General features: G+C 69.4%; 9 protein-coding genes. 7 read left to right on the top strand and 2 right to left on the bottom strand.

The features are described 5' to 3' along the window. The first annotated feature begins 118 nt into the window (after positions 1-118). Positions 119-547 carry a hypothetical protein gene (locus ACYVJ0_RS07850; RefSeq protein WP_460817090.1) on the top strand — a complete coding sequence of 143 codons (429 nt, stop codon included), beginning with the start codon at positions 119-121 and terminating at the stop codon, positions 545-547. Then, entirely contained in the window at positions 547-2304 is a 1758-nt protein-coding gene (locus tag ACYVJ0_RS07845) for a hypothetical protein (protein ID WP_460817088.1), read from the top strand. The genes ACYVJ0_RS07850 and ACYVJ0_RS07845 overlap by 1 nt, the downstream gene beginning before the upstream one ends. Before the next feature lie 148 nt (positions 2305-2452). Here ACYVJ0_RS07845 and ACYVJ0_RS07840 read toward each other — a convergent pair whose 3' ends face one another. Both ACYVJ0_RS07840 and ACYVJ0_RS07835 read right to left on the bottom strand, forming a co-directional pair. Beyond that, complete coding sequence (locus ACYVJ0_RS07840; protein ID WP_460817087.1) at positions 2453-3742, bottom strand: hypothetical protein; 1290 nt, start codon at positions 3740-3742, stop codon at positions 2453-2455. A 51-nt stretch (positions 3743-3793) separates the two neighbouring features. After that, a complete protein-coding gene (locus ACYVJ0_RS07835) occupies positions 3794-4882 on the bottom strand; it encodes a hypothetical protein (protein WP_460817085.1) in 1089 nt (362 codons plus the stop codon). Positions 4883-5448: 566 nt separating this feature from the next. On the opposite strand from ACYVJ0_RS07835, the gene ACYVJ0_RS07830 reads away from it, so the two are divergent. From ACYVJ0_RS07830 to ACYVJ0_RS07810, 5 genes are all read left to right on the top strand, one after another. Beyond that, entirely contained in the window at positions 5449-6573 is a 1125-nt protein-coding gene (locus tag ACYVJ0_RS07830; protein WP_460817084.1) for a class I SAM-dependent methyltransferase, read from the top strand. 271 nt (positions 6574-6844) lie between these two features. Then, complete coding sequence (locus ACYVJ0_RS07825) at positions 6845-8899, top strand: hydantoinase/oxoprolinase family protein (protein WP_460817082.1); 2055 nt, start codon at positions 6845-6847, stop codon at positions 8897-8899. Positions 8900-8902: 3 nt separating this feature from the next. Further along, the gene (locus ACYVJ0_RS07820) at positions 8903-10588 is read left to right on the top strand and encodes a hydantoinase B/oxoprolinase family protein (RefSeq protein WP_460817081.1); all 1686 of its coding nucleotides are present in this window, start codon (positions 8903-8905) and stop codon (positions 10586-10588) included. A gap of 28 nt (positions 10589-10616) precedes the next feature. After that, positions 10617-11627 carry a sugar ABC transporter substrate-binding protein gene (locus ACYVJ0_RS07815; protein ID WP_460817080.1) on the top strand — a complete coding sequence of 337 codons (1011 nt, stop codon included), beginning with the start codon at positions 10617-10619 and terminating at the stop codon, positions 11625-11627. Positions 11628-11720: 93 nt separating this feature from the next. Next, on the top strand, positions 11721-13232 hold the full coding sequence (locus tag ACYVJ0_RS07810) for a sugar ABC transporter ATP-binding protein (RefSeq protein WP_460817078.1): 1512 nt from the start codon (positions 11721-11723) through the stop codon (positions 13230-13232). The last annotated feature ends 3 nt before the right edge of the window (positions 13233-13235 follow it).

The following is a 13235-nucleotide window of genomic DNA, read 5'->3' as shown; positions in this document are numbered from 1 at the left end:
TGCGATCGGCCAAGGGAACATCCGCTTATGTCTGTGCCCGACCATACGATGAGGGGCAATCAGCAGAGGCTGAATCGATCGTCGGGCAACAGACAGGGCGGTGTTCTTGATGCCGAGGATGAAGCGGGACGTCGTCACAGACACTGAGCTGCCGCTCGGATGGAAGGACGACGGGAAGTACTGGACCGCCAGCGACGGAAAGAAGACGCTCCTTCGCGATCTGACTCCTGCGGATCGCCATCGGATCAAGACGCTGCTGCACACGAACCAAGAGCAGGTGCTCGACGCTCTGCGTCGCCAACGGGAAGCGGATCTTGCACGCATGTCGCCCGAAGTGCAGGAGTTGTTCGAACGTTTCATCGCGAGCTTCGCTGAAGCCGAAGATGCGCGCACCCCCGAGCAGGTCGACCGCGCCAAAGCGAAAGCTGTCGACGACACGAAGATGATGCAGCGAATCAAGCGGATTGAGGCTCAGGAGGCGGGAGAGCCTGCACTTCGCCGCGGAACCATCCGGCCGCGGCTCTCGCGGCGGTGGGACACCTACTGATGACCACCACGACTCTCATCACGGCTCCCGTGCCGGGCGTTCGCCATGTCAGCAATGCGGCTACCGCTTGGATGCTGGCGGAGGAGATCCTCGCCCGGCGCACCAAGCCACTAGTTGTCATCTCCACTGAGCCGGGCACTCTCACGATCCGCTTTGACGCGGCCCGGATCGCAGATGCCCTCGGCGACCGCGCCGAGGTCGTCACGATCGAGACCGGCCCTGTCTCGATGGCCATGCAGGACCGCTTGCCACCCAAGTGCCAGGTCTTCAACGGCGCCGCGCGCGTGTACGCCCCCGACTTCTGGGTCGACCCCGTCTGGCAGCGCAGCACGCTCCGCTTCGCCGGCGTCGCCCATGACGAGGACCTCATCCGAGACGCCGACGAGGCAGGCGGCACGGGTGTCGCCTTCACCTCAAGCCCCGAGCCTGTGAAAGCCTCCACCAGAGCGACGGCCACGGTGCTGCAGGTCTACGGCGACGGGTCACTCGCCACCGGCCGGCTCGACGACGATCGCAACGTGATGATCCGTGGCGACCGCCTCCCGGCGGAGCTGTCGGTCGGGCTGGCGGTACGACCAGGAGACCGGGTGACGGGCGACCTCAGTCCCGATGGCCTGGAGCTGCAGCTCGATCCGGCGCCGATCGACCTGGAATCCGCATTCCCGGACGGTGCTGTCGCGAGCGGATACGTGGAGAAGACGACCGCGGCTCGAGCGTACGTGGCCCTCCACCCCTCGCACGTGTTCGCACTGCGACGGCGCGACATCACGGACGAAACGGATGAGACACCCATCAACGAGCTTGTCGCCACAGGCACGTTCCTGCCTGTGCGTGTGGGCCGGCTGGACGGCAAGATCACGCTCACCGCGGTTGGGATCCCCGCCGACGCTGAGGTCACGCCTTCGGTGCCGCTCGTTCCGGGGACACCGGGCTGGCTCGAGCCGGAGCGCTTCGCACCGAGCATCGTGCCGACGGCGGACCCATCAGCCGACACCGCGGTGACCCGAGTCAGCGATGGCGCGACTCCGCCTGCCTCGCCTGATGCGCCTCGGGACAGTCCCGCGGCTGCTTCTGACCTGGCTCCGCGAGTCGAGATGCTCGAGGCGGAGCTGGGCGTGCTCCGCAAGGCGATCGCGCGCCTGACGCCGGGAGTCGTGGCCGCGAGCCAGATTCAGCACCTGGAACAGCAGCTGCGTGACGAGGCGCGAGAGAACATCGAGCTCGCATCGAAGCTCGCCGCCGAGCGTGAGGCACGCAAGGACGCCATCAAGGCAGCCCAGGTGGCGCGCAAGAGCAGTGTGGGTACTGCTCCCTCCCGTGAGTACCGCCGCAACCGCTGGATCACCGACGAAGAGTGGATCCGCCACGAGATCTACCTTGCGTGGATCGACCGCATCGACCCTAATGAGCGGCCGTCTACGCCGCTCGGCGACTACTTGATCGGAGAACGCTTCGCATCCTCGCTCGAGTCGCTGGACGACGCTCAGCTCGACAAGGCCATGCGCGCCGTCGTCGACGTTGTGACGGGACGCGCGCACGCAGTTAACGGTCGGGATCTGCACCCATGGCGCTCGGGCACAGGCGGTGATGACCCGCAACGGATCCGTGACGTCGACGGGGCGAAAGGCTGGCGATGCGCAATCGAGAAGAACTCGCCGTCGGCGCGGCGGCTTCATTACTGGGTGCTCCGCATCGGCACGGCCGGCGGACAGGTCGAGCTGTCCCGGGTCGTGCTGCACGACGACTTCGCGGAGTAGAGGCGAAGTTCTGCCCCGCCTGGCAGAGGGGGCAGTCAAACCCGCTCGGCGGGATGCGCCGGCCGGGCCGAGCCAAGCTGTGACTTCCGATGAACCGTCTGCGACGGTTCCGGGGCGACGCTAGACATCCTGAAGCTCCGACGCAAAGTCAGGCCTCGGAACTACCCGTGCTCGTGCTCGAGCCCTTGCCGTTCAGCAATCGGGTGACGAGCGCCAAGGCCCCTGCCATGGCGATCCCTTTGAGGACCGGCTTGCCTTTCTCCCAGGTGATTGCACCACCCTCGGCAAGGGCGTTCCTCCACTGCTCGAGCTCCAGTAGGGCTTCGCGCCACTGTGCCGCAGTGATCGAGTCCCAATCGATCTCGAGCCCCAGGGCGTCGTAAAGCTTCTTGATCGACCCTCGCGAGCTGTCGATCATCCCGATCACCTGCGGCGACTTCTTCCGGTGTAGAAGCCTGTTCGCTTTCGCGCGTTCGGCGCTCGCTGTCATCTGACTCATCAGCTCCGCCACTCCGGCCGAGAGCTCCGTGATCGCCTCTTGTCGGTCCTCCTGGATCGCCCGTCGCTTTGCATCGAGCCCGCCCGGAGAGATCGCAGCCGTGTGCTCCAGCTCGAGCGCGGCGAAGTCGTCCAGCGCGGTGAAGCACCGAGCGATCACCCCGACCCAGAGCTCGACCTGGCTCCGGAGCTCAGGCAGATGGGAGCTCAGATCGCCGACGCGCTTGTGCTGCTCCATGTCGGCTGCGATGCCGCGGAGCTTCTCTACGGCCGTGGACTGGATCTCACGGATCCTCTGCGGAGTGCCGGCGATCTTGTCCCATTCGAGAGCATCGAACGCGCCTGGGGCCCCCAGGGTCTTCTGCGCGGATCGGAGGTGCCGCTCTAGGCCGTTCAATGGACCGATGATGGCGTCGCGCTGACCACGGAGCACCTTGTCGATCTTTGCGTCGAGTGACAACAGGAGCTCGCGCAACTGCTCGGCCTCGGCTTGGCTTGCCGCCTGAGCGAGCCCACCGGCGACGCCTGAGAGCATGCCGGGATTAGCCAGCTTCGCGCCTGCCGACGTGTTGATCTTCAGCCACTGCTTGATGTCGCCGGGGCGACCCGCCATGGCATAGGCGACGCCGGGGACCTCTGTATCGGTGAGGCCGAACTCCTTAATCGCCTCGGCCGACTCCGCGGTGAGCTTGACCCACAGGCCAGATTCGGCAACTGCGTCCACGACCGTGTGGGTAATCTCGGCGGCCGAGCGCAGCATGGGCACCAGCTGCCACGAGGACATCTCCTTTGCACGCTCGAGCAAGCCGACCGAGCGCATGAAACGTTCGACGGCCCCTCTGTTGTTCCCGACGACGAGAAGGTTCTCCCCGTCCCTAACCAGTTCGACTTCGTCGGCCTGCTCATGCGGGTCTTCGCGCTCGGCAGGCTCTTCGCTCATGACTGAAGGATATCGACAGCGATATTGAGCGATGGATCTCGAAAGTCCAGATCAGTCGTCGAGACCGAACTCGTCGGTCACCTGCTCGATGGTGAACTTCTGGCGAAGCTTCGCCGCGGTGTTCTGGTTCGCGAACATCCCGTTCTTCCACACCGCGTGCTCGCGCGGCACCGTCTTGGTCCATTCGACGGGCACGACCCACTCGGCGTTCTCGTTCTCGACGTCGCCCTCGTGGCGGTAGGTGCCGACGAGCGGAAGGCTCTGCAGCGGGGTCTCGACGCCGTCGACGTTGACGAGCGCCTCGTTGAACCGTCGGGCCTCGCCGATGACGGTCCCGACGCCGACATAGCCCGCCTTGGGGATGTGCACGAACACCCGGGCGCCGATCGGCAGGTTCTTCAGAGTTCGGGAGAACCACGCGCCACCGCCGCCCGAGACGAAGCCGTACTTCTGCCCGTCGGCCCACTGGCGCGTGCCGCTGTCCTCGCCGAACGCGACGTACCAGTCACTACCGTTCCATGCCTCACGGGTCTTCGTCTGCCGGGCGGGAGCAGCGCCGGGAGCCGCCTGGCCATCGTTCTCGACCAGCCAGGTGCGGGCCAGGTATTTCGCGCCGTTGTCTTCGAAATGGCGGAAGAAAACAACGTTGATCGGCACGGCGAATCCCTCGTTGAGGAACCGCACGATGCGCTCGGTGGCCGCATCGACGCTCGCCGCGACGATCGTGAACGTCTGCATGCTGTTGACCTCCTCAGGGAGGGTCTCGTTGAAGCACTCCGCGAAGGCCTCCTCGAGCGCGACGCCGGGTTTGTACGCCTCGAAGATCGCTTGGATCTGAGTGCGGCCCAGCCCCGCGACCCAGGAGCCGTAGTCCAGCGCCTGCGCCGTGACATCGCGCGGAGTCTTGTCGCGCTTGAGCTCGATGACGTGCACTGCGGCAGTCTCGTCGAGCGCGAGCAGGTCGATGAATCCGCCGAAAGCGGTCGGGACCTGGCGGCCGATGATGAGGAGCGTCTCGCCGAGCATCGACGGGTCGGACTCGATGTAGGTCTCGAGGCGGGACTCGAGGCCGATCGAGGTCGGCACGATGCGACTGAGCCGGCCACCATCTGCGCGCCACAGGCCCATTTCAACTGCCACGATTGCTCCCCTTCAGCTAACCAAGAAACCCGTCGAACGCCCAGACTGCTGTCCTTCACGCGTCCCCCCGTGAATCATTTTCGAACATCGACAGCCCCAGCCCCTTGAACTCTTCGCCCGCGGCCCGCTGGAAGGTCTCCTTGAAGCGGTCGGCACTCGCCCACGCGCAAGCCCCCCAAGCTCCACCCCGCGGCTCTCCCTGTCGTCCAGCAGCTCGGTCTCCGGGCCGTACTGGTAGCTGACGATCCGCACGCTGCTCGTCCCCTCGACGCGGTTGTAGAAGTACGTCCGGAACTGGGCGCTGCTCGGGGTTCCGCGCAGCTGAACGAAGTGTCCGAGGCGCACCAGCGACTGCGATCCGTCCCGGTCGAGGTAGATCGGCACGCAGCGCTGCGAAGGTCGGGCACAGCGTCGACGCACCTTGGGAAGGGCGTCAGATACCGGAGTCCCTTGGGCCGGTTTCAGTTACCGTGATCACCGGCGCCGCGAGGCGAGCGCGACTGAGCGCGTCGGCCACGTAGTCGAGGTCGTCCTCGAATAGGTCGGCGTATGGAGCGCGCCGCGTCGTGACGGCGGTTGATCGGTTCGACGAGCTCGCGCCGCGGCTGCGGCGCTGGCCCGATGTCGAGGCGCACGACCTCGTCGCCGCCGACGCGAGCGATCGCCTGATCCTGTCGGAGGCGGGCGACGTCGGGGGCGAGGTGGTCGTGATCGGCGACCGCTATGGCGCACTCACGCTGTCGCTGCTGGCGGCAGACCCCGACGTCCGGATCCGCGTGCATCAGGACGCGATCACTGGGGAGCGCGCCCTGGCGGCGAACGCCGCGGAGCTCGGGATGGCGCTCGACCGGGTCGCAGGGCACGCGCTCGACGCGGGTCTCGTCGCCGGCGTCGAAACCGTGCTGCTGCAGCTGCCGCGATCGCTCGATGCGCTCGACGAGATCGCGGGCGTGATCGCGTCGGGCGCCGCCGACGAGGTGCGCGTTGTGGCGGGCGGCCGCGTCAAGCACACGACGCTCGGCATGAACGACGTGCTCGCACGGCACTTCCGGGCGGTGGCGGCGAGCCGCGGGGTGAGCAAGTCGCGCGTGCTGCGCGCCGCGGGGCCGATCCGCACGGCGGGCGGCGGCTGGCCGCGGGCGCAGGAGCATCCGGATCCGGGCCTGACGGTGTGCGCGCACGGCGCCGCATTCGCCGGGACGTCGATCGACATCGGCACGCGGTTCCTGCTCGGCTTCCTCCCCGACATGCGCGACGCCGACACCGCGATCGATCTCGCCTGCGGCACGGGCGTGCTCGCGACGATGCTCGCGAAGGCACGCCCCGCGATCCGGGTCATCGCCACCGACCAGTCGGCGGCCGCCGTCGCGTCGGCCCGTGCGACCGCGGCGGCGAACGGCGTCGTGGACCGGATCGACGTCGTGCGCGACGACGGCCTCGCCTCGCAGCCGGACGCCTCCGCCGACCTCATCCTGCTCAATCCGCCGTTCCACTCCGGCGCGGCGGTGACCGACGCGATCGCGCCGCGACTGTTCGCGGATGCCGCGCGCGTGCTCCGCCCGGGCGGCGAGCTCTGGTGCGTCTACAACTCCCATCTGGGGTACCGCCCGGTCCTCCAGCGCACGGTCGGACCCACCCGTCAGGCCGGGCGGAACGCCAAGTTCACGGTCACGGTGTCGACCCGGCGCTGACGCTCGCGAGCTGCCGTTCACCCGGTGTCAACCGCGAAGGCGCCACTTCTTACACGCTCGTTACCTGCGCGTAACGGCGTCCGGAGCGCGCCCAGCCGCGGAAATCCGCGGGGCCCGACGCTCGCTCGGCGCGGTCCGGCGCGCCACGAACCCGTGATGTGCACGGTGCCCAATCTCGCCCGCCTATCCGAGTGCACACCGCACAGAGGGTGCCCCGCCGCGTTGCTAACGTCGCCGCTCAACCGACACGCAACGCCGAGGAGGCACAGTCTTGAGCACGTACAGGGTGTCAATGGACATCGGCGGAACCTTCACCGACATCGTCAGCTACGACGACGAGAGCAAGCAGTTCCGCGCCACCAAGGCGTCGACCACGCCCGGCCACCTGAGCACGGGCGTGCTCAACGGTCTCGAGTCCCTTATCGGCGATCTCGCCGACATCGACTTCGTCGTCCACGGCACCACGCAGGGCCTCAACGCGTTCCTCGAGCGGCGCGGCGTACGCGTGCTGCTGCTGGCGCCCGCCGGGCTCGAGGACGTCTACCACATCGCCCGCGGACCCCGGCACGAGCTCTACAACGCGCAGTACCGCAAGCCCGCCCCGCTGATCGACCGGCGCGACATCGTCGGGATCCCCGGCCGCCTGCAGTACGACGGCGCGGAGATCGTGCCGCTCGACGAGGCCGCCATCCGGGCCGCCGCCGAGCGGGCGCGGGACGAGGAGTACGGCGCGATCGCGGTCGCCTACCTGTTCAGCTACAAGAACCCGGCACACGAGCTGCGCACGCGCCAGATCCTGCAGGAGGTGCTGGGCGAGGACTTCACCGTGTCGCTCTCCCACGAGTCGGCGAAGGAGTGGCGCGAGTACGAGCGCACCTCCTCGGCCGTGATCGAGGCCTACACGGGACCGGTCGTGCGCAACTACCTGCTCGACCTCGAGCAGCAGCTCGCCGACCGCGGCATCGACGTGCCGCTGCACATCATGCAGTCCTCGGGCGGCGTCCTCACGGCGCGCTCGGCGCGCGAGCGGCCGCTGCAGACGCTCCTGTCCGGCCCCGTCGGCGGAGCGATCGGCGGCAAGAAGCTCACCGAGATGCTCTCGAACCGCAACCTCATCGGGGTCGACATGGGCGGGACCTCGTTCGATGTGTCGCTCGTGATCGACGGCGAGCCCGACGTGTCCACGGAGGCGGAGCTCGAGGGCCTGCCGATGCTGATGAGCGTCGTGAACATCCACACGATCGGCGCCGGCGGCGGATCCGTCGCCTGGATCGAGGCCGGCGGACTGCGCGTGGGACCGCGCTCGGCCGGCGCGATGCCCGGCCCCGCGTGCTACGGCCGCGGCGGCGTGGAGCCGACCGTGACGGACGCCAACGTGGCGCTCGGCCGCGTCGACGCGAACAACTTCGCCGGCGGCCAGATGACGCTCGACCGCGCCGCCGCGGAGACCGCGCTGCGCACGGTCGGAGACGAGCTCGGGCTCGGGCTCGTCGAGATCGCCGAGGGCATCTGCGACGTCGCCAACTCGCAGATGGCGCAGGCCATCCGCACCATCACGATCTCGCGGGGCATCGAGCCGCGTGACTTCTCGCTCGTGGCGTTCGGCGGGGCGGGCCCCATGCACGCGGTCTTCCTCGCGAAGGAGCTCGGGATCCGGGAGACCGTCGTGCCGCGCTTCCCCGGGGCCTTCTCGGCCTGGGGCATGCTCAACGGCGACATCCGCCGCGACTTCTCCGAGCCGTACTTCTTCCTCGACGAGGACCTCGACCCCGCCGACATGACGCGCCAGCTCCGTCACATGGAGGGCGAGGCCCTCGAGTCGCTGCACAGCGAGGGCATCCCGGCGGAGAACCGCCACGCGGAGAGCTCGGTCGACGTGCGCTACGTGTCGCAGGAGTTCTTCCTGACGGTGCCGCTCACCTCCGCCGACGAGCCGCTGGAGGACGGCTTCCTCGACCGCCTCGCGACCCGGTTCGCGGACATGTACTTCGACCGCTACGGGCACTCCAACCTCGGCGCCCCGATCGAGGTCGTCACGCTGCGCACGCGCGTCGTGGGGCGTCTGGAGAACGCCGAGACGCACGAGCTCGCGGCCGCCACCAGCCCGGACTTCCGGCACGAGATCCGCCGGGTCGTGTTCGACCGCGAGGAGCGGGACACCCTCGTCGTCGACCGCGAGGACCTGGCCGCCGGGCACACGTTCCAGGGCCCCGCGATCGTCGTGGAGGCCACCGCCACCACCGTCGTCCCGCCGGGATTCGAGGTCTCGGTCGACTCCTACGGCACCCTCCTCATCCGCAATCTTGAGATCGAAAGCGAAGGCTGACGCATGACCACGATCACCTCGGTCCGCGTGGACCCCGTCACCGTCGAGATCATCCGCAACGCGCTCACCAGCGCCGCGGACGACATGAACGCGACGCTCATCCGGTCGGCGTACTCGCCGATCCTCTACGAAGGCGGCGACTGCGTCGTCGCGCTGCTCGACCGCCACCATCAGGTGCTCGGCCAGTCTGCGGGCCTGCCGCTGTTCCTCGGCAACCTCGAGACGTGCTCCAAGGCCGTCGAGGACCGCTTCGGCGCCGACGTGTGGGAGGAGGGCGACGTCTGGATCCTCAACGACTCCTACCTGGGCGGCACCCACCTCAACGACGTCACGATCTTCGCGCCCGTCTTCGTGGACGACGCGCTGATCGGCTTCTCGGCCACGCGCGCCCACTGGATGGACATGGGCTCCAAGGACGTCGGCGGCTCGATGGACACCGTCGACATCTTCCAGGAGGGCTTCCGCATGGGGCCCGTCAAGCTCATCCAGGCGGGCCAGGAGACCGACGTCGTCGAGCTCATCAAGACCAACGTGCGCTTCCCGTACCAGACGATCGGCGACATGCACGCGATGGTCGCCGCGCTGCGCATGGGCGAGGTGCGCATGAAGGAGCTCGTCGGCAAGTACGGCGTCGAGGTCATCGACCAGGCGCGCGACGAGATCTTCCGCCAGACGGAGGAGCTCGAGCTCGAGCGCGTGCGCAGCATCCCGGACGGCGTGTACGAGGCAGAGGGAGTGCTCGACAACGACGGCATCGACCTCGACACGCCCATCCCGATCAAGCTGAAGGTCACGGTGAGCGGGGACTCGATCGAGTTCGACGTGACGGAGTCCGCCGACCAGACCCGCGGTCCCGTCAACTGCGGCGTCGCGCAGGCCATCTCGGCCCTGCGCGTGGGCTACAAGCTGCTGATCAGCCCCGACACCAACTCCAACGGCGGCTCGTTCCGCCCGCTGACGACGCGCGTGCGGGAGGGCTCGGTGCTCGGCGCCGTGGCTCCCGCTCCCTGCCAGTGGTACTTCTCGCACCTCGGGCTGCTGATCGACCTCGTCTCGAAGGCCATGGCGCCCGCGCTGCCGGACCGCGTCGCCGCTGCGAGCCACGGGGACTCGATGATCATCACGACCGCGGGCTTCGACCCGCGCTACGGGCGCAACTGGGTCACGATGGAGGCCACGCTCGGCGGCTGGGGCGCGTGGGAGGGGTCGGACGGAGAGTCCGCTCTCATCAACAACGTCAACGGATCGCTCAAGGACCTTCCGATCGAGATGCTCGAGACGAAGTACCCCTTCCGCGTGAGCGAGTACCGCATCCGCACCGACTCGGGCGGTCCCGGCAAGTGGCGCGGCGGCAACGGCGTCACGCGCGTCTACGAGTTCCTCGCGGACTGCGTCGTCGGCCTGTGGTTCGAGCGCTCGAAGACGCCGGCGTGGGGACTGTTCGGTGGATCGGACGCGACCGGGCCGCGCGTGAGCGTGAACCCCGGCACGCCGGACGAGTACCAGGCGCTCAAGGCGAACGCCCGCCCCGTCAAGCGCGGCGACGTCGTGCGCCTGGAGGTCGGCGGCGGCGGCGGCTACGGCGACCCCGCCGAGCGCGACCCCGAGGCCGTGGCGTACGACCTCGCCAACGGGTTCATCTCGGTCGAGCACGCGCAGACGCACTACGGCTACACCCCCACCCCGTGATCGGCGCACGCGCCGGAAAGGACCACTCATGAAGAAGACGGTGCTCGGGGGCCTCGCGGCCCTCGGAATCGGAGCGCTCGCGCTGGCCGGATGCGCCGGCGGCGGTGCCGCGGCGGGCGGCAGCGAGAACGGGGACGACGCGATCTCGATCGGGTTCCTCGGCTTCGCCGCCTCCAACTCGTTCGCGCAGGGCACGTTCAAGGGCGTGGAGGAGGCCGCCGAGGAGCTGGGCGCCACCGCCACGTTCGTGGACGGCAACTTCGACGGGCAGCAGCAGGTGCAGCAGATCAACGACGCGATCACCGCGCAGAAGTACGACGTCATCATCATCCAGGCGAACGACAACCTCGCCGTGCAGGAGCCGCTGCAGCGAGCGGTGGACGCCGGCATCAGCGTCGTGGTGGAGTTCACGCCCGTCGGGCCGGACTTCGAGACGATCGAGCCGCAGGTGGACGGCGCCATCAGCGTGGTCGACTCTCCCGTGCGCAACGGCGAGGTCCTCGCGGACCTGGCACTGCAGGCGTGCGACGAGGTCGGCGACGACTGCACGGTCGCCTACATGGAGGGAAACCGCGCGCTGCCGCTCGACAACGCGCGCACGCAGAAGGTCATCGAGACGCTCGAGGCCGCCGACGGCGTGGAGGTCGCCCCGAGCGTCCAGGGCGGGTACACGCAGGACGAGGGGCGCGCCGCGTTCCAGGACATCGTCCAGGCCCACCCGGACGTCGACGTGGTCATCGGATCCTCGCAGGCGGTCGGCGGCGCGGCGCTCGCGGCCGGCGAGGACTCGAAGGTGAAGTTCGTCGCGAACGGCGGCTCGATCACGGCGGTCGAGGCCGTCCGCAGCGGCGCCTGGTTCGGCGCGGCCGTCCTGGACGTCGTGGCCAACGGCCGCAAGGCCGCCGAGCTCGGCGTCGCCCACTTCCAGGGCGAGGACGTCGAGACGACCGTCGACGAGACGACCCTCGCCCCCAACGGCGCGATCGGCACCAAGGCGGCGCTCGACGAGGCCGACTTCGTCTCGCAGTACGACGACTGACACGCGCACCGGGGCCGGCGCACCGCGCCGGCCCCCATCGCACCGCAGCCGGCGCACCGCGCGCAGGCCTCCATCGCACCGGAAGGTGAGGACATGACCGCACAGCGGGAACAGGCCGCGCGGGTGACGGCCCCGACGATCGACCTCGAGGGGGTCGGGAAGCGGTACGGGGGCGTCTCCGTGCTGCGCGACGTGTCGCTGACGATCGCGCCGGGCGAGATCCACGGGCTCCTGGGCGAGAACGGCGCGGGGAAGAGCACGCTGCTGAAGATCCTCGGCGGGGCGATCGCCGCCGACGACGGGCGCATCGCGTTCGACGGCGAGCCCGTGCGCATCGCGCGCCCGCGCGACGCGATCGCGCTCGGGGTGTCCCTCATCTCGCAGGAGCTCTCGCTCGTGCGCGCGCGGTCCGTGCTCGAGAACGTGTTCCTCGGGCGCTGGGCGCAACGGGCGGGCTTCGCGCGGCGCGCGGACGACCTGCGGGTCTTCCGCGAGCTCAGCGCGCAGACGGGCTTCGACCTCGACCCCTCGGCGCCCGTCTCCTCGCTGTCGGTGGGGCAGGCGCAGCAGGTGGAGATCCTCAAGGCGCTCGCGCGGGGATCCCGCGTGCTCTGCCTGGACGAGCCCACCGCCGCCCTGGGGGAGGCCGACACGGAGAACCTGCTGCGGGTGCTGCGCGCGCTCGCGGCCGGCGGCACGACCATCGTGATCGTGTCGCACTTCCTGGAGGAGGTGCTCGGCATCGCCGACCGCGTCACCATCCTGCGCGACGGCGGTCACATCGCCACGGACTCGGCCGCCGAGCACACACCGGCCTCCCTCGTGCGGCTGATGGTCGGGCGCGAGGTGCAGGCGCTCGCGAAGTCGCCCGCCCCGCTCCCGCCGGACGCCCCGGTGGTGCTGCGGGCCGACGGACTGACCGGGGGCCGCATCGCCGACGTCTCGCTGCACGTGCGGCGCGGGGAGGTGCTGGGGCTCGTCGGGCTGGTCGGCAGCGGCCGGACCGAGACGCTGCGCGCGCTGTTCGGCGCGGATCGGCTCGCGGCGGGGTCGCTCACGGTTGGCGGGACGCCCGTCGGCCGGCCCTCCGTGCGCTCCGCGATCCGGCGCGGGCTCGCGCTCGTGCCCGAGTCCCGCAAGGAGGAGGGCCTCGTCCTCGGCCGCGCGGCCGCCGAGAACATCGCGCTGCCGTCGCTGGGGCGGCGCCAGCTGGGCGGCTTCGTGCGGCGCGCGGCCGAGCGCCGCGACGTCGACAGGGTCGCGGCGCTGCTGGATGTCCGCGGCGCCGTGCGGGAGATCCCCGTCGGCCTGCTCTCCGGCGGGAACCAGCAGAAGGCGCTGTTCGCCAAGTGGCTCATCGACCCGCCCCGGGTCTTCCTCGTGGACGAGCCCACGCGCGGCGTGGACATCGCCGCGAAGGTGAAGATCCACGACCTCATCCTCGACCTCGCCGCCGCGGGCACCGCCGTCATCGTGGCGAGCTCCGAGCTGGAGGAGGTCATGGCGCTCTCGCACCGGCTCAACGTCATGCGCGGCGGGCGCATCGTCGCCGAGTTCGACGCCGGCGCCGACCGACACGACATCCTGGCCGCGGCCTTCCACTAAGAG

The organism is Microbacterium petrolearium (assembly GCF_054782875.1).
Note: the sequence above shows the minus strand (reverse complement) of the source record. Positions and strands in the feature narration are given on the sequence as shown.